This window comes from Candidatus Pantoea soli (genome assembly GCF_007833795.1).
Taxonomy (GTDB): domain Bacteria; phylum Pseudomonadota; class Gammaproteobacteria; order Enterobacterales; family Enterobacteriaceae; genus Pantoea; species Pantoea soli.
Map to the genome: position 1 here is coordinate 986,783 of NZ_CP032702.1, position 25,495 is coordinate 1,012,277.

The following is a 25,495-nucleotide window of genomic DNA, read 5'->3' on the forward strand; positions in this document are numbered from 1 at the left end:
TGCGGCTTATTCAAATTCCTGATAGTTGTAAATACCAGCCGCCAGCACCAGCTGTGCCGCGACCTCGCGCGCCGTCTCTTTATCCACCAGCAGATCAATCAGCTTCAGGGCAAAATCGATGGCGGTGCCCGGCCCCTGGCTGGTCAGCAGGTTGACGCGGGGATCCCACACCACCCGGCGCTCCATCCAGCGCGTTTCCGGAATGCTCTCTTTCAGACCGGGAAAACCGGTCATGTTGCCCACCGGGAAGAGATCGTGCGGCACCAGTACCGTGCCCGGTGCGGCACAAATCGCCGCCACGATTTTTCCAGCGAGGTGAAACTGGCGCACGGTTTCCACCAGCAGCGGACTATCGCGGAAGGTTTCGGCGCCTTTCACTCCGCCCGGCAGAACGATGGCAGCAAAATCGTTATCAGCCACTTCTACCAGCGGTGCATCCGCCAGCAGCCGCACGCCGCGCGAGCAGACGATCTCACGCGTACCGTCACCTTCTACGCTGGCTGTGGTGACCTGCAGTCCGCCACGGACCAGTAAATCTATCGTGGTGACCGCTTCGGTCTCTTCACTGCCATGAGCGAGGCAAACCAGAACCGATGGGCTGGCGCGCATAATGGGACTCCTTGCGTTTAATCATGTCATACAAACGGGTATTTTCCGGCAGCGATATCCCCTGCGCGCGGGCGCGGCGCAGCAGATAGCCGGTGATGTAGTCAATTTCGGTCTGACGTCGGGCGCGCACATCCTGCAGCATGGATGAAACATTGGCCGCGGTGCTGTCGATCACGTCATAGACCATGTCGCGCAGGTTATCGAGTGCTATATGCTCGCCTTCACGCGCCATCACCCAGGCGATCTCTTCGCACAGCGTGGCGATCTGCTGCGGCCAGGCGCGCAGTGCGCCATTCTGGCAGTCATGCTCCACCGTCAGCGGGTTAATGACGCAGTTCACCGCCAGTTTGCGCCAACAGGCTGAGGCGATGTTGTCATGCCAGGCGACATCGGGCAGCGCCTGATGCAGGCTGTCGGCAAGCGCGCTCAGCGCCGCGCTTTCGCGGCTGACCGGGCCGATGTGCGTGACACCCGCCGCCACGTGCTTGATCACCGTGCCGTCACGCATCGCGGCGTGGGTAGTGATACCGCGCAGCAGCGGCTGCTGCAGATCCCGTAATTCGTCCACCGTCCCCATACCATTGTGCAGCAGCAGCACCGGCGTGCCGGCAGCCAGCACGCTTTGCAGATTTTTCACCGCAGGCGAAACCTGTGGCGCTTTCAGGGTCACCAGCAGCAGATCGCTGCGGGCCAGAAACAGCGGATCGTTGGCGACAAAGGTGTGGTTTGTGATATTACCCTGCGTATCTGTCACATTGACCGCACAGTAGGGCTGCGGCACCCGCAGCCAGCCCTGTACCTCGTGCCCCTGACGGGCCAGCGCGTCGAGCCAGATCTGGCCGATGGCACCGCAACCCAACACGGTAATTTTCATTTTGCCTCCCGCGGCCGGGTGAAGCTGTCTCAGCCTGATTATCGCTTTCCGCGTCTCGTGTTTTATTAGCGCGGCAAGACGCGTATTATGCATGTCACTTTAGTATCAGGAGAAGAAAAGATGCCATCTTTCGATATCGTTTCCGAAGTCGAACTGCCGGAAGTGCGTAATGCTGTAGAGAACGCAAACCGCGAAATCTCTACCCGTTTTGATTTCCGCAACGTGAGCGCCACCATTGAGCTCAACGAGAAGAATGAGACCATCAAAGTGACCAGCGAATCCGATTTTCAGGTGAAACAGCTGGTGGATATTCTGCGTGAAAAGCTGCTGAAGCGTGGCATTGAAGGCGCAGCCATTGAGGTGCCGGAAGAGATCGTACACAGCGGTAAAAGCTGGAGCGTGGAAGCGAAGCTGAAAAAAGGCATTGAGAGCGATGTGGCGAAAAAGATCGTCAAACTGATCAAAGACAGCAAGCTGAAAGTGCAGACGCAGATCCAGGGCGAAGAGCTGCGCGTGACCGGAAAATCACGCGACGATCTGCAGGGCGCGATGGCGCTGGTGCGCAACGGCAATCTGGGCCAGCCTTTCCAGTTCAAAAACTTCCGCGATTAAACGCGTTTGTCGCGCGCCGCACGGCGGTACAGCGTGCTGCGCGCGATACCTAAGGCTTCTGCCGCTTTACTGACATTGCCGTTGAACCGCTGCAGCGTGGCATGAATCAGCTGCGCATCGTGCTGCTGTCGATCGCCCGCTGACGGCGCCGCAGCGCGGTATTCCGCCGGTAACTGCGCTTCAGTCACCTCTTCGCCATCATCCGCCAGCGCCAGCAGCACGCGCAGCAGGCTGCGCAGCTGGCGCACATTCCCCGGCCACGGCAGCTGCGCCAGCACCGCCAGCAGCGCAGGAGAGAGCCGCACCCCGCGCGCGTCTGCTCCCAGCTCCTGCCATAAGTGCGTGATAAAACCCGTGACATCCGGCCAGTTGCGCAGCGGCGGAATGGTCAGGGAAAACTCCTGCAGACGGTAGAGCAGATCTTCACGAAACTCTCCCTCAGCCACTCTGCGGGCCAGATCGCGATGCGTGGCGCAAATCACCGCAAAGTTGACCGGCCAGCTGCGGCTGGCACCCAGCGGAGCCACTTCTTTCTCCTGCAGTACGCGCAGCAGACGGGTCTGCAACGCCAGCGGCATATCGCCAATCTCATCCAGAAACAGCACACCGCCGTCGGCCTCGCGGATTTTTCCGATATAGCCCTGTTTACTGGCGCCGGTAAAAGCACCGGGCTGATAGCCGAACAGTTCAGATTCAATCAGCGCTTCCGGAATTGCGGCACAGTTAATGGCGACAAATTTGCCGTCGCGCCAGCGGCTTCGCTGATGCAGGGCGCGGCTGACATACTCTTTACCGCTGCCGGTTTCGCCGTGAATACAGAGTGAGACGCCGGCATTAAGCAGCCGCACCATTTTTTCACCGTCACGCTGCAGGGAAAAGGGCAGGTCGGGTAGCGTCTCCGCCGGTGGGGCGAAATGGCGGCGCTGCGGCGCACGCAGCCGGTAATAGAAGCGCTGTCCGTTTACCGTAACCGGCAGGGGAATACTGGTGGCCTGTTGTACCAGCTGCGGAAACAGCTGCGGGAAGGAGAGGCTGCCCAGCGCGCCAGTGCTGAGGGCCAGCGCCCGCAGCGCCAGGCGGTTGGCCGCGGTAAGCAGCGTGTCGGAGAATACCAGCAGCAGCTCATCGCTGCTATCAAGGCCCTCCGGTTGCGTATGCAGGCTCATCAGCCACTGCTGCGGATGCAGGCTCTGCTTCACCCACAGGTACTCAATTTGTCTGGCGGCGGCCTTCACCCGGCTGAGCGTATCCGGATGTGCAACCTGGGCCGGTCCGGAAATATCAATCACGCCGGCAATCTGCCCGCCGGGCATCTGCAGCGGCATGGCGGCGCAGTACAATCCCTGATTGCGCATCAGGAAATGCTGCTGACCGTGGATTTCACAGCCGTCATCAATCGCCAGCGCGGTGCCGATGGCATTGGTGCCGCGTCCGCATTCGCTCCATAAATTGCCGGGTGCCAGGGCAAAACGCTGCGCTTTTTCCATCGCCTGCATATCACCTGCGGTATGCAGCACCAGCCCGCTGGCGTCAGAGAGGATCACCACGGCCTGCTTTGGCGCCATCTGCTGCGCCAGTTGCTTAATCACTGGCTGCGCGAATTGCTGCCAGCCACTGTTACTGGCCACCACATCCGCCAGCTCACGCTGCCGCAGACGGGGAAAATCGTCAGCCGCAGGGTCAAGACCATACAGCTGGCTGCGAAACCAAGAGTCGCTGAGCAGCGGATTGATATCAACGGCAGACGCGGCGGAATTTCCCTGCATTGGTGACCTCATGCCAGACGAAGTGTTGCAACATTGTAGCGTTAAGGTTCTCCTGGTGTTGCGATGCGCAACACAGTTAACCGCTTTGTCGCGCCAGCCACAGCGGGAAGAGATAACGGATTCTATGCAGTTTGCTGTATTTAAGCGATTTTTTCAGGTTTTTCTGGCGTCTGCGAAAGCTGGCACGCGTGCTGCAATATCCCTTTCAGCAGCGCGGCGCAGGCTGATGCTGCCCTGATAACAACATCTGACCCTGAGGAGTTTGCAATGCGTTATGCTCATCCCGGTACCCCCGGCGCACTCGTTTCCTTTAAAAAGACGTACGGCAACTATATTGCAGGCCGGTTTACTGAACCGCTCAGCGGCCAGTACTTTACCAACACCTCGCCGGTAGACGGCAGTGATATTGCCGCGTTTCCCCGCTCGGATGCACGTGATATTGAGCTGGCGCTGGATGCGGCTCACCGTGCCGCGGACGCCTGGGGGAAAACCAGCGTTCAGCACCGCGCTCATCTGCTGCTGCAGGTGGCCGATCGGATCGAAGCGAATCTGGAGAGGCTGGCCGTGGCGGAAAGCTGGGATAACGGCAAGCCGATCCGCGAAACGCTGAATGCCGATCTGCCTTTAGCTATCGACCATTTCCGCTACTTTGCCGGATGCCTGCGCGCGCAGGAAGGCAGTACCGCTGAGATCGACGAACACACCGTGGCCTATCATTTCCACGAACCGCTGGGCGTGGTAGGGCAGATTATCCCGTGGAACTTCCCGCTGCTGATGGCGGCCTGGAAACTGGCGCCGGCGCTGGCTGCGGGCAACTGCGTGGTGCTGAAACCGGCCGAGCAGACGCCGCTGGGCATTACGCTGCTGCTGGAGATCATCGGCGATCTGTTCCCGGCGGGCGTATTAAATGTGGTTCAGGGCTTCGGGCGCGAAGCCGGTGAGGCGCTGGCCACCAGTAAACGCATTGCGAAAATTGCCTTTACCGGTTCGACGCCGGTGGGGCGCCATATCATGGCCTGCGCCGCCGAAAACATCATTCCCTGCACCGTAGAGCTGGGCGGTAAATCGCCTAACATTTACTTTGCCGATGTGATGGACGGCGACGACGCCTTTATCGAAAAAGCAGTGGAAGGGCTGGTGCTCGGCTTTTTCAATCAGGGGGAAGTCTGTACCTGCCCGTCACGTGCGCTGATCCATGAATCGATCTATCAGCCGTTTATGGCGCGGGTAATGGACAAAGTGGCGGCGATTCGCCGGGGCGACCCGCTGGACACCGACACCATGATCGGTGCCCAGGCGTCACGGCAGCAATTCGACAAAATCCTGTCTTACATCAATATCGCGCGTGACGAAGGCGGGCAGATTCTGACAGGGGGCGATCGGGCTGCGGTTGCTGCCGGGCTTGAGAACGGTTTTTATATCCAGCCTACCCTGATTAAGGGCACCAACCAGATGCGCTGTTTCCAGGAGGAAATTTTCGGGCCGGTGATTGGCATCACCACGTTCCGTGATGAGGCAGAGGCGCTGGCCATTGCCAATGAAACGCAGTTCGGACTGGGGGCCGGCGTGTGGACGCGTGACACTAACCTGGCGTATCGCATGGGGCGCGGCATTAAAGCGGGGCGCGTCTGGACCAACTGCTATCACATCTATCCGGCGCACGCGGCGTTTGGGGGCTACAAACAATCCGGCGTCGGACGCGAGACGCACAAAATGGCGCTCAGTGCCTATCAGCAAACGAAAAACCTGCTTGTCAGCTATAGCACGGCGCCGCTTGGTCTGTTCTGAGCGGCCATCCCATCAATGGAGAGTGAAGATGAATATGCAGATTAAAACCACGATGAAAGCGGCCGTCGTAAAGGCGTTTGGCGAGCCTCTGGTCATCGAAGACGTGCCGGTGCCGCAGGTGGGGCCAGGCCAGATTCTGGTAAAAATCGCGGCGACGGGCATCTGTCATACTGACCTGCACGCTGCCGAAGGCGACTGGCCCGTGAAGCCAAACCCGCCTTTCATTCCCGGACATGAAGGCGTTGGTCAGGTGGTGGCAATCGGTGAAGGCGTCAGGCACCTGAAGCTGGGCGACCGCGTAGGCGTGCCCTGGCTCTATTCTGCCTGCGGCCACTGTGAGCACTGCCTGGACAGCTGGGAGACGCTGTGTCATGCACAGCAGAACGCCGGCTACTCGGTGAACGGCAGCTTTGCGGAGTACTGTCTCGCGGATGCGAATTACGTCGGCATTCTGCCGGACAACATCGATTTCAATGAAATCGCGCCGATCCTCTGTGCCGGTGTCACGGTTTACAAAGGGCTGAAAATGACCGATACCAAACCCGGCGACTGGGTGGTGATTTCCGGTATCGGCGGGCTGGGCCATATGGCGATTCAGTACGCCGTGGCAATGGGGCTCAACGTGGCGGCAGTAGATATTGATGACGATAAACTGGCCTTTGCGAAACGTCTTGGCGCCAGCGTGACCGCTAACGCGAAACAGGTCGATCCGGCGCAGGTGTTCAAAGAGAGTTTTGGCGGAGCACATGGTGTGCTGGTAACGGCGGTGTCACCCAAAGCGTTTGAGCAGGCCATCGGCACGCTGCGGCGCGGAGGCACCATGGTGCTGAACGGCTTACCGCCGGGTAAATTCGATCTGTCAATTTTTGATATGGTGCTGGACGGTATTACGGTGCGCGGTTCGATTGTGGGAACGCGCAAGGATCTGCAGGAGGCGCTGGATTTTGCCGGTCGGCATAAGGTGAAGGCCAATATTGCCGTCGAACCGCTGAGCAACATTAACGACATTTTTGCGCGCATGCACGCCGGGAAAATTGAAGGGCGTATCGTGGTCGATATGTCACTGTAACGCCGGTGAGGTGATACGGCGCGATCCCGCGGCGGATCGCGCCGTGTAATACGGAGGGTAGCGGTTAACTGCTGGCCAGTAACGCTTCAATTTCCATGCGGCTGGTGACTTTACTGTCGATTTTGATGTAGGCGCTGTGCTCTTCCGGCACGATAAACACCGAGGTCACACCGGGCTGCGCGCGCAGACGTTTTTCCAGATTCGGTACGGCAAGCACGGCATCGCTCAGCACCAGGCGCAGGCTGCTGACATAGGGCGGCTCCGACATCGACATGGCAACAAACAGCCAGGCGGCGGCAACGATGGCGCCAGCCAGAAACACGGTTTGCGCATCAAAATGGCCAAAGATCCAGCCACCCAAACTGCCACCAATCGCCACACCGATGAACTGGCTGGTGGAGTAAATCCCCATCGCTGTGCCTTTATAGCCGGCAGGTGACTCTTTGCTAATCAGTGACGGCAGGATCGCTTCCATCAGGTTAAACGCAAGGAAGAACAGCTGCACGCCCGCTACCAGCGTCCAGAAGTGTCCTTCGGCGCCCCACAGCACAATCTCCGCCACGATAATCACGGCGACGCAGCCGACAAAAACGCGTTTCATACGGCGTTTCACTTCGGCGTAAATGATAAAGGGGACCACCGCGACAAAGGCCACCAGCATCGTGACCAGATAGACTTTCCAGTGCTGTTCTGCCGGGAAACCTGCCTGTTCAAACTGCCCCGGCAACGCCACAAAGCTCGACATCAGAAGGATATGCAGGCACAGAATACCGATATTCAGCTTCAGCAGTTTTGGATTGGCCAGCACTTTGCGAATGCTGCCTTTCACCATGCCGGATTCGCGGTTCAGCACGTGCCCCGGTGCGTTAGGGACCACCAGCAGGGTGATCACAATGCCCAGCGTAGCCAGAATCGCAATCATCCAGAACAGCGCATGCAGGCCAAGCGCGTGGGTAACAATCGGGCCGATCACCATCGCGATGGCAAAGGTCACGCCAAAACTGATGCCGATAAACGCCATCGCTTTGGTGCGATTCTGTTCGCGGGTAAGATCGGACAGCAGCGCCATGACCGCCGCCGCAATCGCCCCCGAGCCCTGCAGGGCCCGGCCAAGAATAACGCCCCAGATGGAGGTGGTCATGGCGGCGATAATGCTGCCAAGCACAAACAGCAGCAGCCCGCCGACAATCAGCGGCTTGCGGCCAACGCGATCGGAAAGCAGGCCAAACGGAATCTGAAATACTGCCTGGGCCAGACCATATATGCCGATTGCCAGCCCGATCAGGGTTTCACTGGCGCCCTGTAATGCCATGCCATAGGTCGTCAGGACCGGCAGGACCATAAACATTCCCAGCATGCGCAGGGAAAATACTGTGCCTAAACCCCAGGTCGCGCGCAGCTCTACCGGTGTCATTTTGTTGTCGTTCATTCCAACCTCTGTATGTGAATGCCCTTTTTACTTCATACCGCAGGGGGACGCCACGGCCATCTGGCCCGGTGAAGGAGGTGAGCATTAACCTGTCGCGGCGCTCACGGGCTGCCTGACTGCAATTTGAAATATTCCGGGCACTTAGCGCTTATTTTAGGGAGCAGGGCAGGGCGGGTAAAACAATAGTTTTTAAGCAGTGGTAACAAAAAGAAAGGGCGCGAAATTCGCGCCCTTGTCCGGAGTGACGGTCTGACTTACCAGACGTAAGTCAGCAGGTCTTTGGTAGCCGGTGACATAAAGTCTACCGACATCATCACGCTCAGCGCGGTGATGGCGACAATCGAGAACACAAACAGTTTACGCGCCCAGACTTTATCGTTTGAGGTTTTGTAACCTGAAAGTGCCATACCCAGCCACCATACGCTTACCGCAGCAGCAACCACCAGATATTTGTAGCCCGCGTAACCGCCCAGCGTCAGCATCAGCGTGGCAATCATAAACGCCAGAATGTAGAGCGTAATATGATTTTTAGCCACGGAGATGCCTTTCACCACCGGCAGAACCGGAATGTTAGCGGCCTGGTAATCTTTAAAGCGGAAGATAGCAATCGCATAAGAGTGCGGCATCTGCCACAGGCTAAAGATCGCCAGCAGGATTAACGCGCCAGCATCAAACTCGTTGGTCACTGCGCAGTAGCCGATAACCGGCGGCGCTGCGCCGGAAAGGCTGCCAATCAGCGTGCCATAGACCGAATGACGCTTCATGTAGAGACTGTAAATGCCGACGTAAACGACGAAGCCCATAACCGCCAGCCACATGGCCAGCGGGTTAGCGCCAAAATACAGTAACGCGAAGCCAGCAATACCTAATGCGGTTGCATAAACCAGGCTTACTTTCGCCGAGATCAGGCCTTTGACCAGAACACGGTTCCGCGTTCTCTCCATCTTGATGTCGATATCACGGTCAATCACATTGTTGAATACACAACCGGATGCGACCACCAGTGACACGCCTACCAGTGAGACGAGAAACAGGGTGTAATCAATGCTGCCTTTCGAAGCCAGCAGGAATCCACCGATCACAGAAATTAAATTGCCGAAAATAATTCCTGGTTTTGTTACTTGCAGGTATTGCTTAATCATTACGCGTGACTCTTTAGCGAACCATCATGTTGTAGTTGAGGTTCCACATAATCCACAGTGAGCCGATCACAACAATCAGGATGATGATGGCCGAGAAGACAATGGCCACCATATTCCAGCCACCTTCGGATTTGCTGTCCAGATGCAGGAAGTACACCAGGTGAACCAGCACCTGAACGACTGCACAAACCAGAACCACACCCAGAATGGTGCCGTGCGAGGCGCTGCCATCCATTACCATCCAGAACGGGATTGCCGTCAGGATGATAGAGAGGATGAAGCCGATCATGTAAGACTTCACGCTACCGTGAGATGCACCATGTTCGTTTACAGAATGACTCATTACATGGCCCCCATCAGATAGACAACGGTGAATACGCAGATCCACACCACATCCAGGAAGTGCCAGAACAGGCTCAGGCACATGATACGGGTGCGGTTGGTGGCAGTCAGTCCACGCTTAGCGATCTGGAACATCAGCACAGCCATCCAGATCAGACCAGAGGTCACGTGCAGACCGTGCGTACCGACCAGGGTAAAGAAGCCGGACAGGAAGCCGCTGCGGTTCGGACCGAAGCCTTCCATGATCAGGTGATGGAATTCATAGATTTCCATCCCGATAAATCCGGCACCGAACAGGAAGGTCAGCGCCAGCCAGCTGATGACCGAACCTTTGTTCTGGTTGTTCATCGCAATCACTGCCATACCATAGGTAATGGAGCTGAGCAGCAGCAGGGCGGTTTCGACCAGAACGAACGGCAGTTCGAAGATATCTTTACCTGCCGGGCCACCGGCAGTGTTGTTGACCATGACCGCATAGGTCGCAAACAGGGTTGCGAAGATAATGCAGTCGCTCATCAGGTAGATCCAGAAACCAAAGACTTTATTGGCTCCTGCATCGTGATGCCCATGCTCCGCATGGGCGTCGTGGTGATGTTTTACGGTTTCAGTTGACATTATTTCAGACCTGCTTTGCTGATGTCATCAAAGTGCTTCTTCTCGATCTGCTCGATTTCAGCAACCGGTACGTAGTAATCCACGTCTTCGTCGAAGCTCTTCACAATCCACGTCACCAGGGTGCCGAGGAAAGTCAGACCTGCCAGCCACCAGATGTGCCAGATCAGGGCAAAACCGAAGACTGTCATAAAGGCTGCAATCACAATTGCCGCGCCGCTGTTTTTCGGCATATGAATTTCTTCATATTTTTCTGGCTGCTTGTACGCTTCACCTTTCTCTTTCATTTCCCAGAACGCATCGCGCTCGTGGATATGCGGGATTACAGCAAAGTTATAGAACGGTGGTGGTGAAGAGGTTGCCCACTCCAGCGTACGACCGCCCCACGGGTCACCGGTCAGATCGCGGTTCTGCTCACGGTCACGTACCGATACCCAGAACTGGATCAGCTGGCACAGAATACCGCAGGCAATCAGCGCCGCACCCACCGCTGCAACAACCAGCAGGGAGTGGAACTGCGGATCGATGTCCTGGCTCAGACGACGGGTCATGCCCATGAAGCCCAGTGCGTACAGCGGCATAAAGGCAACGAAGAAGCCAATGATCCAGAACCAGAATGCGCGTTTACCCCAGGTTTCGTTCAGGGTGAAGCCGAACGCTTTCGGGAACCAGTAGGTCACACCTGCCATACAACCGAACACCACACCACCGATAATAACGTTGTGGAAGTGCGCGATCAGGAACAGGCTGTTGTGCAGCACGAAGTCCGCACCCGGTACGGCCAGCAGAACGCCGGTCATACCACCTACTGAGAAGGTCACCAGGAAGCCGATGGTCCACAGCATCGCGGAGTTAAACTCGATGCGACCCTGATACATGGTGAACAGCCAGTTGAAGATTTTCACGCCGGTTGGAATCGCGATGATCATCGTCATGATACCGAAGAAGGCGTTTACGTTGGCACCCGCACCCATGGTGAAGAAGTGGTGCAGCCAGACGATGAACGACAGTACGGTAATGGCGATGGTCGCCCACACCAGAGAGGTGTAACCAAACAGACGTTTTTTCGAGAAGGTGGCAGTAACTTCAGAGAAGACACCGAACACCGGCAGAACAAGAATGTACACCTCAGGGTGACCCCAGACCCAGATCAGGTTGACGTACATCATCATGTTACCGCCCATATCATTGGTGAAGAAATGGAAGTCGAGGTAACGATCAAGCGTCAACAGCGCCAGCGTCACGGTCAGTACCGGGAACGCAGCAATAATCAGGACGTTAGTACACAGGGCAGCCCAGGTGAAGACAGGCATTTTGAACAGGTCCATGCCCGGCGCACGCATCTTCAGAATGGTCACGAAGAAGTTGATACCGGTCAGCGTGGTACCAATACCGGAGAGCTGGAGACTCCAGATCCAGTAATCGACCCCGACGCCAGGACTGTACTCCGCACCCGAAAGCGGCGGATAAGCCAGCCAGCCGGTCTGCGCGAACTCGCCCACACCCAGAGACAGGTTAACCAGGATCACACCGATCGCAGTGAACCAGAAGCTCAGGTTGTTCAGGAACGGGAAGGCAACGTCACGTGCACCGATTTGCAGCGGCACCGCGATGTTCATCAGACCAACCACGAACGGCATCGCCACGAAGAAGATCATAATCACGCCGTGGGCGGTGAAGATCTGGTCGTAGTGGTGCGGTGGCAATATGCCTGCTTCTCCGGCAGAAGCCAGAACCTGCTGGGTACGCATCATTACCGCATCGGCAAAGCCGCGCAGCAGCATGACGAATGCCATGATGATGTACATGATACCCAGTTTTTTGTGGTCGATTGATGTTAACCATTCAGACCACAGATACTTCCACTTACCAAAGTAGGTAATGGCAGCGATCAGCGCCAGACCACCAATGATGATACCGGCGACCGTAACCATGATAATGGGTTCATGGTAGGGCACTGCATCCAGTGTTAATTTTCCGAACATCGTATTATTCCTCGGCTCCCGCAGCTGCGGCGTGATTCATGTCCATGCCCTCGTGCGACATGTCCATTTTCCCGTGGCTCATCATGAACTTATCAATAACCTGCTTGAAGAGTTCAGGATTCGCAGTTGAGAAATATTCCACCGGGTGATTCTCACTTGGCGCAGCCAGTTTTTCGAAGTCATCCATGGTGGTCAGCGTGTTAGGTGCCGCTTTAACTTTGGCAACCCACTGCTGGAATTCCGCATCGTCTTTGGTGGCAATGGCTTTGAACTTCATGCCAGAGAAACCGCGACCGCTGAAGTTTGCTGAGATACCGTCGAACGTTCCTGGCTCATTGGCGATCAGGTGCAGTTTGGTCTGCATGCCCGCCATGGCATAGATCTGGCTGCCGAGCGTAGGAATAAAGAAGGAGTTCATCACGGAGTTGGAGGTGATTTTGAAGTTCACCGGAGTATTTGCCGGGAAGGCAATCTGGTTAACGGTAGCAATACCCTGTTCCGGGTAAATGAACAGCCATTTCCAGTCCAGCGCCACAACATCAATCTCAACCGGTTTCACATCCGAGGCCAGCGGTTTGCTCGGCTCCAGCGCGTGGGTTGATTTCCAGGTCAGCACGCCGAGGAAGAGAATGATCAGGATTGGAATGGTCCAGACCACGGCTTCCACTTTATTAGAGTGTGACCAGTTAGGGCTATACTTCGCGTTCGTGTTGGTTGCCCGATATTTCCAGGCGAACAGCACGGCCATCAAGACTGCCGGAATTACGACGATCATCATCAAGCCGAAAGCTGTCAGAATCAGCGAACGTTGCTCCAGTGCAATCTGTCCCTTGGGATTTAACAACGCACTATCGCAGCCGCTGAGTAATACAGCGCCTGCGATTAATGACAAAATCCCCAAACTTTTATTGTATTTCCTGAGTCTCATTTAACGACCTCAATGACAAAGGGCTCTATTGTCGTTTAAGTGTGCGCGCATTTTACGGGAAGGTTTATGCAGTGTAAACCAGCTTAAGGATGTGTCAGAGTGCTGTTGACACCTTTTGCTAAGGGTGTCACAGATGTTGCGCAGGGTGACAAATTCTTAACGGTGACAAGCAGTTGGCAGCAATATAACAAAAACCAATGACAGTAACCGCAGAAAAAACAGGGAAAGCATAAACGGTACTTTTAGTACGCATTTATTTAACAATTCTGCATCATTCAGATGATGGTTTTTAAACAAAATAATTGCTCACCGGATTTAAATATCACCGGTGATTGTTAATTTATTGTTTCTTTTTCGCGATGAAAAAAATGCTATTTGCGAAAACATCGCAGGAAATATTCTCGCCTGAATAAATAGCGGCTGGCAAATAACAATCTTACTGCGCTTTATCGCGCTGCGTTTTCCGCAACGCCAGGCAGTCGAGAATAACGCCCAGCGCCACCGCGATCAACGCCAGCGCCATGCCCGCTTCAAACAGTTGCGTCAGCGGCAGGCTGCCCTGCCAGAGGTGCGCGGCCTGCAGCGCCAGCGCCACCAGCCAGCACGCCAGCAGCAGACAGCCGGTACCAAACAGGCGCACGGTCCAGCGATAGCCTCCGGCCCATTGCGTACGCCGGGTAAATGCGCCGCGCTGCTGAATAGCCTGCAGCGTGCCACGGCATCCCCACAGCAGCAGCAATCCGGGAAGGCCGGCGACCACGGTAAAGGCATAAAAAGCTGGCCAGCCCCATAATTCTACCAGCCAGCCCGCCGCCGGACCGACATAGACACGCCCCACGGCAGAGAGCGCAGACAGCAGCGCAAACTGCGTAGCGGAGAAGGATTTGTTGCACAGCGTCATCAGTAAAGCCACAAACGCTGCCGTGCCCATGCCGCCACAGAGGTTTTCAATAAACACCGCGCCCGCCATGCTCCACAGGTGAGGGGGTGTAACGGCCAGCAGCCAGTAAGCAAAGTTCGACACCGCCTGCAGGATGCCAAACAGCATCAGCGCGCGAAACAGGCTCAGACGCTGCATCAGGACTCCGCCATACAGCGCGCCGATAATCGTGGCCAGCAGCCCCAGCGTTTTGTTAACCAGTCCGACATCCCCGGCGCTGAAGCCAACGCCACGAATCAGAAAGGTGGTGGTCAGCGAAGCAGCAAACGCATCCCCCAGCTTATAAAGGACGATAAGGGTAATCAGCAGCCAGGCATTGTCGCGCTGGAAAAAGTCTTTGAGCGGAAAAGCCACGGCCTCGCGCAGCGAGTGAGGCTCGCGTGCCGGCATGGCCGGTTCACGTGCCAGCAGGGTGGCAATCAGCCCTGGCAGCATCAGCAGTGCCATCAGCCAGTAAGTAGCCTGCCAGCCCAGATAGCGGTCTGCGAGCCACAGCGCCAGTCCGCCGGAAATCAGCATGGCCAGCCGGTAGCCAAGCACGGTAATGGCCGCCCCGCTTCCGCGCTCTTCAGCGGGCAGGATGTCGGTCTTCCAGGCATCAAAAACAATATCCTGCGAGGCGGAGCAAAAGGCGACCAGCACCGCCAGCGCCGCCAGCAGCGTAAGATCGCGCGCCGGCTGCATAAAGCCCATTGCCACAATACCGGCTATCAGCGCCAGCTGCGTCACCAGCAGCCAGCCGCGGCGACGCCCCAGGAACGGCGGGGTATAGCGGTCCATCATCGGCGACCATAAGAACTTAAACACATAGGCCTGGCCGACAAGGGAAAAGAATCCAATGGTTTTCAGGTCAACATTCTCTACCGTCATCCAGGCCTGCAGCGTACCGGCAGTCAGCGCCAGCGGCAGTCCGGAAGCGAAACCAAGCAGCAGCAATACCGCAGCATTACGTTGGGTAAATATACGCAGATAGTGAGAAGTCATAGCCAACCTGAAGTGAAGCCCGGCCAGACAGGCCGGGCAGATTACTGCGGAAATTAATGCGCGTTCTGTTTGATAAAGTTGTTCACGCTGGTGTCCTGCGCCATATCGGCGATGACGTCGCTCAGCGTTGAGTTCACCGCGTTGGTGATCTTATCGTTGGTTGCGCTGAATGCGCCTTCAACACTGTAAGTCTGGCGGTAGTTTTTCACCTGTTTGTTGCCATTTTTCGCCGTGGCAATGATCGAGATGTCCGCTTTGGTGGTGATGCTGTAACGCACGTTGCCCTGCGTGACATCGGCATAGAGGCCATTCACTACAATCTGCAGATCGACGGCGCCGTTTGGACCGATCATGTAACCGCGTGCGGTCATCTGCTTCTCAAGGACTTCCTGCAGCAGGAAACGCAGATCGCGCGAAGGCGTCAGGGTAACCAGCTGGCCGTCGCGGTTAACTTTAGCCAGTGCCTGATCGCTGCGCTGGTCGGCACCGTTAACGCTGACGGTCACACCCATCAGACTTGGATCCTGCTGCGGCAGCTGAATTTTAGGCTGGATATTCAGGGTGGTGTTATTGCTGGCACAGCCGGCCAAAATAAAGGCAGCCAGCAGAGGGAATAACAGTTTTTTCAACATATTCATTCTCGTTAGCATAGGGGTTGGTTTGCAAAACTGCGGCCATCATAGCATTGCGGCACGGTGAAAAAAGCCCCGGACCAGGGGAAATTGATTGTAAAGGCTTTTTTCGGACAGGCGGCGCAGGATGAAGGTTGACCTGTGCTTCCGCGTCGCTAAGATGCGCTGCACGTCGCGAATTTTTCTTTTTCCCTGCGGGAAGAGTAAAAATCCTACTAATATTTAAACAGATGGGGCACAGCGCTCGCCGTAGAGGGTGTTAAAAATGATCCGCGAACAAATAGAAGAAAAGCTGCGTAACGCTTTCGAGCCTGCACACCTTGAAGTGCATGATGAAAGCTATCGTCATAACGTGCCTGCCGGTTCTGAAAGTCACTTCAAAGTGGTGATTGTCAGCGACCGGTTTACCGGTCAGCGTTTCCTGCAGCGTCATCGCGCTATTTACAGCGAACTGGCGACAGAACTGGCAGGCAGCGTGCACGCGCTGGCCTTACACACCTACACCCGGAAAGAGTGGGATGGATTACAGGATACCGTGCTGGCTTCACCGAACTGCCGCGGTGCCGGTACGCTTGCCTGACACTGCTTAGCCACACCTCTTAAAACGGCCTGCGGGCCGTTTTTATGTTTTTAAATCGTCTTAAACGCGATCTGCGGCGCAAAAAAGCGTCAAAGCCGTTAAAAAGTGGTGAGTTTACAGCCTCGACTCATTTCGGTGATGCCGCTATAATGCGGCGTCTATTTTTCCGGAATGTCTTCGGGACGCTTCTGGTAACAGGGATCTGGTTCTGCCTGCAGAGGCTGTCCCGGTTGTTGGATACGGCGCATTAATTGTGTGGTGTCTGAAGTTGACCGAGCACGTGATTTTTTGAGGTAACAAGATGACAGTTTCAGTAGAAACCACTCAGGGTCTGGGCCGTCGCATTTCGATTACTGTTCCAAAAGACAGCATCGAAAGCGCAGTGAAGAAAGAACTGGTGGAAGTGGCTAAGAAAGTCCGTATCGATGGTTTCCGTAAAGGCAAAGTGCCGGCTAACATCATCAACCAGCGCTACGGTGCTTCAGTTCGTCAGGACGTGCTGAGTGAGCTGATGACGCGCAACTTTGTTGACGCCATCATCAAAGAGAAGATCAATCCGGCTGGCGCCCCTAACTATGTGCCGGGCGAATACAAAGAAGGTGAAGATTTCACCTACGCCGTTGAGTTCGAAGTATATCCGGAAGTTGAGCTGAAAGGCCTGGACGCGATCGAAGTTGAAAAGCCAGTGGTTGAAGTCACCGACGCTGACGTTGATGCGATGCTGGAAACCCTGCAGAAGCAGCAGGCGACGTGGAAAGAGACTGACGCTGCGGCAACCGCAGAAGATCGCGCCACCATCGACTTCACCGGTTCTGTAGACGGCGAAGAGTTTGAAGGCGGCAAAGCCTCTGACTTCGTACTGGCTATGGGCCAGGGCCGCATGATCCCAGGTTTTGAAGAGGGTATCGTAGGTAAAAAAGCGGGCGAAACCTTCACTATCGACGTGAAATTCCCTGACGACTACCACGCAGAAAACCTGAAAGGCAAAGATGCGAAGTTCGACATCGTGCTGAAGAAAGTGGAAACCCGTGAGCTGCCGGAGCTGACTGAAGAGTTCATCAAACGTTTCGGCGTGGAAGACGGCTCAATCGACGGCCTGCGTGCTGAAGTGCGTAAAAACATGGAGCGTGAGCTGAAAGGCGCGATCCGTAACCGCGTGAAGTCTCAGGCCATTGATGGTCTGGTTGCTGCGAACGAAATCGACGTGCCGGTTGCGCTGATCGACGGCGAAATCGACGTGCTGCGCCGTCAGGCTGCACAGCGTTTCGGCGGCAACGAGAAGCAGGCGCTGGAACTGCCACGTGAGCTGTTCGAAGAGCAGGCTAAACGTCGCGTCGTGGTGGGTCTGCTGCTGGGCGAAGTTATTCGCATCAACGAGCTGAAAGCCGATGAAGAGCGCGTGAAAGGCCTGATCGAAGAGATGGCTTCTGCGTACGAAGATCCGCAGGAAGTGATCGAGTTCTACAGCAAAAACAACGAGCTGATGAACAACATGCGCAACGTTGCGCTGGAAGAGCAGGCAGTTGAAGCGGTACTGGCGAAAGCCAAAGTGACCGACAAAGCGACCAGCTTCCAGGAGCTGATGAACCAGACCTCTGCGGCCTGATCCATCCGTTAACTGATTGTGCTAAAGCCCGCGACCGCAATGTCGCGGGCTTTTTCTTTTCCGGGGTACAGCGTGCACATTTGTGCGCTATTTGACTAATTAACCGGCAAATTATTCGCTAAGCTCTTTTTCCGTGTTAGCGAATGGGGAAAAGGTTGTTATGCTTGAAACAACTGGGCAGCATCCCCAGATACAGGGAGAATGCATGAAAACAGTGAGACTGGCTGATTAACCGTCCCGTGATGTCGGAACGAGACCGTTGCGCATAGTTTTCGCAGCGCGCCTCGCGTAAAATCGGTACAGAATGTTGCCAACGAAATTTTCAGGAGACGGTAATGTCATACAGTGGCGATCGTGAATTTACTGCACCAACCAATGCGCTGGTGCCAATGGTGGTCGAACAAACCTCGCGCGGCGAGCGTTCTTACGACATCTACTCCCGCCTGCTTAAAGAACGTGTCATCTTCCTGACCGGTCAGGTTGAAGACCATATGGCCAACCTGATTGTGGCGCAGATGCTGTTTCTGGAAGCTGAGAACCCTGAAAAAGACATTTATCTCTACATCAACTCGCCAGGCGGCGTGATCACCGCCGGTATGTCGATTTACGACACCATGAAATTTATCAAGCCGGACGTCAGCACCATCTGTATGGGTCAGGCTTGTTCAATGGGTGCGTTCCTGCTTACCGCCGGAACCAAGGGCAAGCGCTTCTGCCTGCCTAACTCACGCGTCATGATCCACCAGCCGCTGGGCGGTTATCAGGGTCAGGCGACGGATATCGAAATCCACGCGCGTGAAATCCTGAAAGTGAAGCAGCGTATGAATGAGCTGATGGCTGAACATACCGGCAAATCGCTGGAGCAGATCGAACGTGACACCGAGCGCGATCGTTTCCTCTCTGCCGGTGAAGCGGTAGAGTATGGCTTAGTCGACTCCATCCTGACGCATCGCCAATAAGACACATCTGCCTGGCCCTTACGCTATAGTTAACGGGAAGCAGGCAGCTGCGTTGCATGAATATCGGCCGTTGATGTACGGCCAGTGCCGTACACCAATCGGGTCTGAGAACGAAAAGAGGTTAGCTGATGACAGATAAGCGCAAAGACGGTTCAGGTAAGTTGCTGTACTGCTCTTTCTGCGGCAAAAGCCAGCATGAAGTCCGTAAGCTGATTGCCGGACCGTCAGTGTATATTTGCGACGAATGTGTTGATTTATGTAATGACATCATTCGTGAAGAGATTAAAGAGGTTGCGCCGCATCGTGAGCGCAGTGCTCTGCCGACGCCACACGAAATTCGCCATCATCTGGACGATTATGTTATCGGTCAGGAAAAGGCGAAGAAAGTGCTGGCGGTGGCGGTGTACAACCACTACAAACGTCTGCGTAACGGGGATACCAGCAATGGTATTGAACTGGGCAAAAGTAACATTCTGCTGATCGGGCCTACTGGTAGCGGTAAAACGCTGCTGGCCGAAACGCTGGCGCGTCTGCTGGACGTGCCGTTCACCATGGCAGATGCCACCACTTTGACCGAAGCCGGTTATGTGGGTGAAGACGTTGAGAACATCATTCAGAAGCTGCTGCAGAAGTGCGACTATGATGTGCAGAAAGCGCAGCGCGGGATTGTTTACATTGACGAAATCGACAAGATTTCGCGTAAATCTGACAACCCGTCTATCACGCGTGATGTCTCTGGCGAAGGCGTACAGCAGGCGCTGCTGAAACTGATTGAAGGTACCGTCGCGGCTGTACCACCACAGGGTGGACGCAAACATCCGCAGCAGGAATTCCTGCAGGTAGACACCTCGAAAATCCTGTTTATCTGCGGCGGTGCGTTTGCCGGTCTGGATAAAGTGATTTCGCAGCGTGTTGAGACCGGCTCCGGTATCGGCTTCGGTGCGACCGTTAAAGGTAAATCGCAGAAGGCCAGCGAAGGTGAATTGCTGTCGCAGGTAGAACCGGAAGATCTGATTAAATTCGGCCTGATTCCGGAGTTCATCGGTCGTCTGCCGGTGGTGGCTACCCTGAATGAGCTGAGCGAAGAAGCGCTGATTCAGATTCTGCGTGAGCCGAAGAATGCCCTGACCAAACAGTACCAGGCGCTGTTCAATCTGGAAGGCGTGGAACTGGAGTTCCGTGATGAAGCGCTGACGGCGATCGCCAAGAAGGCAATGTCGCGTAAAACCGGTGCGCGTGGTCTGCGTTCTATCGTTGAAGCCGCTCTGCTGGAAACCATGTACGATCTGCCTTCAATGGAAGACGTCGAAAAAGTGGTGATTGATGAATCGGTTATTGACGGTCAGTCTGACCCGATGCTGATCTATGGAAAGCATGAAGCCCAGGCTTCTGGCGAATAAATAATCAATTTAACCACGTTGATATCTTAAAAAAGGGGAAAAGTCTTTCCCCTTTTATTTTTCTCACGCCTGTGACATTGAATGTCGTACAACCAACCCCATATACTCAATATCCTGTGGGTTTAACTGCATACAGCTTGTATAACGCGGTTCCCATCACCTGGCGGACATTAAACTAAGAGAGAGCTCTATGAATCCTGAGCGTTCTGAACGCATTGAAATCCCCGTGTTGCCGTTGCGCGACGTGGTGGTTTATCCGCACATGGTAATTCCGTTGTTTGTTGGTCGGGAAAAATCGATTCGTTGCCTGGAAGCGGCGATGGATCATGACAAGAAGATCATGCTGGTTGCCCAGAAAGAGGCTTCAACGGATGAACCTGGTATTAACGATCTCTTCGCAGTAGGGACCGTTGCCTCCGTACTGCAGATGCTGAAACTGCCAGACGGTACTGTCAAAGTGCTGGTCGAAGGCTTACAGCGCGCGCGCATCACCACTTTATCGGACAACGGCGACCACTTTGTTGCCCAGGCCGAATACCTGATCTCGCCGGAAATTGAAGAGCGCGAGCAGGAAGTGCTGGTTCGCACCGCCATCAATCAGTTTGAAGGCTACATCAAGCTCAATAAAAAGATTCCACCTGAAGTTCTGACGTCGCTCAACAGCATCGATGACGCAGCGCGCCTTGCGGATACCGTGGCAGCGCACATGCCGCTGAAACTGGCTGATAAGCAGTCCGTGCTGGAGATGTCCGACGTCAATGAGCGTCTGGAATATCTGATGGCCATGATGGAATCGGAAATCGATCTGCTGCAGGTTGAGAAGCGTATTCGCAACCGCGTGAAAAAGCAGATGGAGAAAAGCCAGCGCGAGTACTACCTGAATGAGCAGATGAAAGCCATTCAGAAAGAGCTGGGCGAGATGGACGATGCGCCGGATGAATACGAAGCGCTGAAACGCAAAATCGATGCGGCCAAAATGCCGGCTGAAGCGCGTGAAAAAGCGGAAGCCGAGCTGCAGAAGCTGAAAATGATGTCGCCGATGTCAGCGGAAGCGACCGTGGTTCGCGGCTATATCGACTGGATGGTGCAGGTGCCGTGGAATGCGCGCAGCAAGGTGAAGAAAGATCTGCTGAAAGCGCAGGAAACGCTGGATACCGACCATTACGGCCTGGAGCGCGTCAAAGACCGCATCCTTGAGTACCTTGCCGTGCAGAGCCGCGTCAGCAAAATCAAAGGCCCTATTCTGTGCCTCGTCGGACCGCCGGGCGTGGGTAAAACTTCGCTGGGTCAGTCGATTGCAAAAGCCACCGGCCGTAAATATGTGCGTATGGCGCTGGGTGGCGTGCGTGACGAAGCGGAAATCCGTGGTCACCGTCGGACCTATATCGGTTCGATGCCGGGCAAGCTAATCCAGAAGATGGCGAAAGTCGGCGTGAAAAACCCGCTGTTCCTGCTGGACGAAATCGACAAGATGTCGTCTGACATGCGTGGCGACCCGGCCTCAGCGCTGCTGGAAGTGCTGGATCCGGAGCAGAACATTGCCTTTAACGATCACTATCTGGAAGTGGATTACGATCTGTCCGATGTAATGTTTGTGGCGACGTCTAACTCCATGAACATCCCGGCTCCGCTGCTGGATCGTATGGAAGTGATTCGTCTCTCCGGTTACACCGAAGATGAAAAGCTCAATATCGCGAAGCAGCACCTGCTGCCTAAGCAGATTGAGCGTAATGCACTGAAAGAAAAAGAGATCAACGTGGATGACAGCGCCATTATCGGCATCATCCGTTACTACACGCGCGAAGCGGGTGTGCGTAGCCTTGAACGTGAACTCTCCAAGCTGTGTCGTAAAGCGGTGAAAGCGCTGCTGATGGATAAAGCGAAGAAAAGCATCAGTATCAACGGCGAGAACCTCAAGGATTTCCTGGGCGTTCAGCGCTTTGACTACGGCCGTGCCGACAGCGAAAACCGCGTGGGTCAGGTCACCGGCCTCGCGTGGACGGAAGTCGGCGGCGATCTGCTGACCATCGAAACCGCCTGCGTGCCGGGTAAAGGCAAGCTGACCTACACCGGTTCACTCGGCGAAGTCATGCAGGAGTCGATCCAGGCAGCGCTGACCGTCGTGCGCGCACGTGCAGAGAAGCTGGGCATTAACGGTGACTTCTACGAGAAGCGTGACATCCACGTGCACGTGCCGGAAGGCGCAACGCCGAAAGATGGTCCGAGTGCCGGTATTGCCATGTGTACGGCGCTGGTGTCCTGCCTGACCGGCAACCCGGTACGTTCCGATGTGGCGATGACCGGCGAGATCACGCTGCGTGGTCAGGTCCTGCCGATTGGCGGCCTGAAAGAGAAACTGCTGGCGGCCCACCGCGGCGGCATCAAAACCGTGCTGATCCCGGATGAAAACAAGCGCGATCTGGAAGAAATTCCGCAGAACGTGATTGCCGATCTCACCATCCATCCGGTGAAGCGCATTGAAGAAGTGCTGACGCTGGCACTGGAAAATGCGCCATACGGTATGCAGGTCGCGACCGCCAAATAGTGACTGGCGACAAAAAGCGCTAAAAACCGAAGCTGGCAGGCGAAATGAAGCTTGCCAGCTTTTTTTTGTGCCGCTAATTTAGGGGGCTGCTGGAGCGACGATTAAGATGAATACCGTTGTTTCAGCGCCACAGGCTTGATATAACTGGCTGCGCGTTCGCGCCGGGTGGGAAGCGCCGGTGCGATGTGAATAATAAAAGAGGGGATGAAGAGAGTGAATAAGTCACAGTTGATCGACAAAATTGCTGCAGATGCTGACATTTCTAAAGCAGCAGCCGGACGTGTTTTAGATGCATTCATGGGTTCTGTAACTGATGCGCTGAAAAGCGGTGATGAAGTTGCACTGGTTGGTTTCGGTACGTTCTCCGTACGTGAGCGCGCAGCGCGCACCGGCCGTAACCCGCAAACCGGTAAAGAGATCACCATCCCGGCAGGTAAAGTACCGGGTTTCCGTGCAGGTAAAGCACTGAAAGACTCCGTCAATTAATGACCACGGATACCGCCATCGAAGCATTTTCTTCTATGGATTGAGGACGAAAAAGCCGTTCTCATGTAACATACGGGCACATCATTTTTGATGTGCCTTTTTTTCATCTTGATGCGCGACTTTAGCCGCTGGCTACAGTCTCCGCATGGTTGCCGGCTGCCAGCCTGAACCGCAGCTGCACGATGATGACATCGTGTCAGAGCTTTACATTCACACTACAGCGGAGTGTTGTCATACCATGATGGACAATTTACGCGCGGCGTCGAATCATGTCGTGCTCAAGATTATTCTGGGACTGATTATCCTGTCCTTTGTACTGACCGGCGTGGGCAACTACCTGATCGGCGGTAACAGCGATTACGCTGCGAAAGTGAACGGTCACGAAATTAGCCGCGGTGAGCTGGAACAGGCGTTCAACAATGAGCGCAACCGTCAGCAGCAGATGCTGGGCGATCAGTTCTCCCAGCTGGCAGGGAACGATGGCTATATGCAGCAAATGCGTCAGCAGGCGCTGTCGCAGCTGATTGATCAGACGCTGCTGGATCAGTACATCAAAGATCTGCATATGGGGATCAGCGACGATCAGGTGAAGCAGGCCATCTTCAACCAGCGTGCTTTCCAGACCAACGGTAAGTTTGACAACGCCAAATACAACGGTCTGATTAGCAGCATGGGCTTCAGTGCCGATCAGTACGCCGAAGCGCTGCGCAAGCAGCTCTCCACGCAGCAGCTGATTAACGCCATCGCCAACACCGATTTCATGCTCAAAAATGAAACCAGCAAGCTGGTGGATCTGGTCTCGCAGCAGCGCGAAATTCGTCAGGCGGTGATTGACGTGAATGCGCTGGCAGCAAAACAGAGCGTCAGCGATGATGAAATCAGCCAGTATTATCAGCAGCATCAGAGCAGCTTCATGGCGCCTGAGCAGTTCCGCGTCAGCTACATCAAAATGGATGCGGCGGGTCTGCAGGAGACGGCCAGCGAAGCAGACATTCAGGCCTGGTACGATCAGCATAAAGCAGATTACTCGCAGCCACAGCGTAACCGTTACAGCGTGATTCAGACCAAAACTGAAGCGGACGCCACGGCCGTGCTGGACGCGCTGAAAAAGGGCGCGGATTTTGCCACGCTGGCAAAAAGCACATCACGTGATCCCATCACAGCGCGTAAAGGCGGCGACATGGGCTGGCTTGAGCCGGACACCACCCCGGATGAGCTGAAAAGCGCGAACCTGACGCAGAAAGGCCAGCTTTCCGGCGTGATCAAATCTTCCGTCGGCTTCCTTGTGGCCCGTTTAGACGATATCCAGCCGGAGCAGGTTAAGCCGCTGGCTGAGGTGCGCGATGCGGTAGCGGATAAAGTAAAGCAGGAAAAAGCGGTAGACGCTTTCTATAAGATGCAGCAGAAGGTGAGCGAAGCCGCCAGCAATGATAACGAATCCCTGGCCGGTGCAGCTCAGGCTTCCGGTCTGAAAGTGAATGAGACCAGCTGGTTTACCCGTGATGATGTTCCGGCCGATCTGAATTTTGATGCCGTGAAGCAGGCCATTTTCAATGGCGGTCTGATGGGGCAAAACGGTGCGCCGGGCAACAACTCCGATATCATCAGCGTAGAGGGCGATCGTGCCTTTGTCCTGCGCATCAGCGAGCACAAACCGGAAGCGGTAAAACCGCTGGATCAGGTTAAAGCGCAGATTGCAGACACGCTTAAACACGATAAAGCGACGCAGCAGGCCAAAGCGCAGGCGGACAAAATTCTGGCGGATCTGAAAGCCGGCAAAGCCGACGCGCTGCAAGCCGCAGGTCTGACCCTGAGCGCCAGCAAATCATTTGATCGTAACGCGCAGGATCCGGTGGCGCAGTCTGCCTTTAACCTGCCGCAGCCTGCAGACAACAAACCGTCGTGGGGCGTGAGCGAGGATATGCAGGGCAACGTGGTACTGATTGCGCTGGATAAAGTCTCTGCCGGCACCCTGCCACAGGCGCAAACCGATGAGATGGTGAAGGGCGTAACGCAAAATAATGCCCAGATCGCCTTCGAAGCACTGCTGGAAAACCTGCGTAAGCAGGCGAAAATCAAGTACGGCGCAGCCGCACAAAACCAGTAAGCCTCACAAAAAAAGGTAATCTGCTGCAAAACTCAAAGGCCGCTTCTGCGGCCTTTTCCATTTCTGATATTCCACTTTTGCCGGCTGATTCCGCCTGTGA

Annotated in this window: 21 protein-coding genes; 10 read left to right on the forward strand and 11 right to left on the reverse strand. The window is 55.3% G+C overall.

Going from position 1 to position 25,495, the window contains the following annotated elements:
* Positions 1-6 precede the first annotated feature (6 nt).
* Both yajL and panE read right to left on the reverse strand, forming a co-directional pair.
* The gene (gene yajL, locus D8B20_RS04480; protein ID WP_145887515.1) at positions 7-609 is read right to left on the reverse strand and encodes a protein deglycase YajL; all 603 of its coding nucleotides are present in this window, start codon (positions 607-609) and stop codon (positions 7-9) included.
* Complete coding sequence (gene panE / locus D8B20_RS04485; RefSeq protein ID WP_145887517.1) at positions 563-1,483, reverse strand: 2-dehydropantoate 2-reductase; 921 nt, start codon at positions 1,481-1,483, stop codon at positions 563-565. The genes yajL and panE overlap by 47 nt, the downstream gene beginning before the upstream one ends.
* A 120-nt stretch (positions 1,484-1,603) precedes the next feature.
* Between panE and D8B20_RS04490 the strand changes: the two genes are divergently transcribed.
* Positions 1,604-2,095 carry a YajQ family cyclic di-GMP-binding protein gene (locus tag D8B20_RS04490; protein WP_145887519.1) on the forward strand — a complete coding sequence of 164 codons (492 nt, stop codon included), beginning with the start codon at positions 1,604-1,606 and terminating at the stop codon, positions 2,093-2,095.
* Here D8B20_RS04490 and D8B20_RS04495 read toward each other — a convergent pair.
* Positions 2,092-3,861: a sigma-54-dependent Fis family transcriptional regulator gene (locus D8B20_RS04495; RefSeq protein WP_145887521.1), complete on the reverse strand. Its 1,770-nt coding sequence runs from the start codon at positions 3,859-3,861 to the stop codon at positions 2,092-2,094. The two genes, D8B20_RS04490 and D8B20_RS04495, sit on opposite strands and share 4 nt — an antisense overlap.
* Positions 3,862-4,128: 267 nt before the next feature.
* Here D8B20_RS04495 and exaC point away from each other — a divergent pair, with 267 nt between their 5' ends.
* On the forward strand, positions 4,129-5,649 hold the full coding sequence (exaC, locus tag D8B20_RS04500; RefSeq protein WP_145887524.1) for an acetaldehyde dehydrogenase ExaC: 1,521 nt from the start codon (positions 4,129-4,131) through the stop codon (positions 5,647-5,649).
* 34 nt (positions 5,650-5,683) lie between these two features.
* Positions 5,684-6,718 (forward strand): alcohol dehydrogenase AdhP, encoded by a 1,035-nt coding sequence (gene adhP, locus D8B20_RS04505; RefSeq protein WP_186454424.1) that lies wholly within the window; start codon positions 5,684-5,686, stop codon positions 6,716-6,718.
* 64 nt (positions 6,719-6,782) lie between these two features.
* Here adhP and D8B20_RS04510 read toward each other — a convergent pair whose 3' ends face one another.
* The 8 genes from D8B20_RS04510 to D8B20_RS04545 all read right to left on the reverse strand — a co-directional run bounded on the left by D8B20_RS04510 (position 6,783) and on the right by D8B20_RS04545 (position 15,712).
* Positions 6,783-8,147, reverse strand: a complete 1,365-nt coding sequence (locus D8B20_RS04510; protein ID WP_145887528.1) for an MFS transporter — start codon at positions 8,145-8,147, stop codon at positions 6,783-6,785.
* Between the two features lie 254 nt (positions 8,148-8,401).
* Positions 8,402-9,289 (reverse strand): heme o synthase, encoded by an 888-nt coding sequence (gene cyoE / locus D8B20_RS04515; protein ID WP_145887530.1) that lies wholly within the window; start codon positions 9,287-9,289, stop codon positions 8,402-8,404.
* 13 nt (positions 9,290-9,302) lie between these two features.
* A complete protein-coding gene (locus D8B20_RS04520) occupies positions 9,303-9,632 on the reverse strand; it encodes a cytochrome o ubiquinol oxidase subunit IV (RefSeq protein ID WP_145887532.1) in 330 nt (109 codons plus the stop codon).
* Entirely contained in the window at positions 9,632-10,246 is a 615-nt protein-coding gene (locus D8B20_RS04525) for a cytochrome o ubiquinol oxidase subunit III (protein WP_145887534.1), read from the reverse strand. Before D8B20_RS04525 ends, D8B20_RS04520 begins: the two co-directional genes overlap by 1 nt.
* Positions 10,246-12,228 carry a cytochrome o ubiquinol oxidase subunit I gene (cyoB, locus tag D8B20_RS04530; protein ID WP_145887536.1) on the reverse strand — a complete coding sequence of 661 codons (1,983 nt, stop codon included), beginning with the start codon at positions 12,226-12,228 and terminating at the stop codon, positions 10,246-10,248. Before cyoB ends, D8B20_RS04525 begins: the two co-directional genes overlap by 1 nt.
* A gap of 4 nt (positions 12,229-12,232) precedes the next feature.
* The gene (gene cyoA / locus D8B20_RS04535) at positions 12,233-13,156 is read right to left on the reverse strand and encodes a cytochrome o ubiquinol oxidase subunit II (protein WP_145887538.1); all 924 of its coding nucleotides are present in this window, start codon (positions 13,154-13,156) and stop codon (positions 12,233-12,235) included.
* A 436-nt stretch (positions 13,157-13,592) separates the two neighbouring features.
* The gene (gene ampG, locus D8B20_RS04540) at positions 13,593-15,080 is read right to left on the reverse strand and encodes a muropeptide MFS transporter AmpG (RefSeq protein WP_145887540.1); all 1,488 of its coding nucleotides are present in this window, start codon (positions 15,078-15,080) and stop codon (positions 13,593-13,595) included.
* 53 nt (positions 15,081-15,133) lie between these two features.
* On the reverse strand, positions 15,134-15,712 hold the full coding sequence (locus D8B20_RS04545) for a lipoprotein (protein ID WP_145887542.1): 579 nt from the start codon (positions 15,710-15,712) through the stop codon (positions 15,134-15,136).
* Positions 15,713-15,977: 265 nt separating this feature from the next.
* Here D8B20_RS04545 and bolA point away from each other — a divergent pair, with 265 nt between their 5' ends.
* The 7 genes from bolA to ppiD all read left to right on the forward strand — a co-directional run bounded on the left by bolA (position 15,978) and on the right by ppiD (position 25,395).
* The gene (gene bolA / locus D8B20_RS04550; protein WP_145887544.1) at positions 15,978-16,292 is read left to right on the forward strand and encodes a transcriptional regulator BolA; all 315 of its coding nucleotides are present in this window, start codon (positions 15,978-15,980) and stop codon (positions 16,290-16,292) included.
* 301 nt (positions 16,293-16,593) lie between these two features.
* Positions 16,594-17,898 carry a trigger factor gene (gene tig / locus D8B20_RS04560; RefSeq protein WP_145887548.1) on the forward strand — a complete coding sequence of 435 codons (1,305 nt, stop codon included), beginning with the start codon at positions 16,594-16,596 and terminating at the stop codon, positions 17,896-17,898.
* 335 nt (positions 17,899-18,233) lie between these two features.
* Positions 18,234-18,857: an ATP-dependent Clp endopeptidase proteolytic subunit ClpP gene (gene clpP, locus D8B20_RS04565; RefSeq protein WP_145887550.1), complete on the forward strand. Its 624-nt coding sequence runs from the start codon at positions 18,234-18,236 to the stop codon at positions 18,855-18,857.
* Positions 18,858-18,985: 128 nt separating this feature from the next.
* Positions 18,986-20,257 (forward strand): ATP-dependent protease ATP-binding subunit ClpX, encoded by a 1,272-nt coding sequence (gene clpX, locus D8B20_RS04570; protein ID WP_145887552.1) that lies wholly within the window; start codon positions 18,986-18,988, stop codon positions 20,255-20,257.
* 190 nt (positions 20,258-20,447) lie between these two features.
* Positions 20,448-22,802, forward strand: coding sequence for an endopeptidase La (lon, locus tag D8B20_RS04575; protein ID WP_145887554.1), 2,355 nt, complete (start codon positions 20,448-20,450; stop codon positions 22,800-22,802).
* A 213-nt stretch (positions 22,803-23,015) separates the two neighbouring features.
* On the forward strand, positions 23,016-23,288 hold the full coding sequence (hupB, locus tag D8B20_RS04580) for a nucleoid-associated protein HU-beta (protein ID WP_145887555.1): 273 nt from the start codon (positions 23,016-23,018) through the stop codon (positions 23,286-23,288).
* A gap of 238 nt (positions 23,289-23,526) precedes the next feature.
* Positions 23,527-25,395, forward strand: coding sequence for a peptidylprolyl isomerase (gene ppiD, locus D8B20_RS04585; protein WP_145887557.1), 1,869 nt, complete (start codon positions 23,527-23,529; stop codon positions 25,393-25,395).
* Positions 25,396-25,495 lie beyond the last annotated feature (100 nt).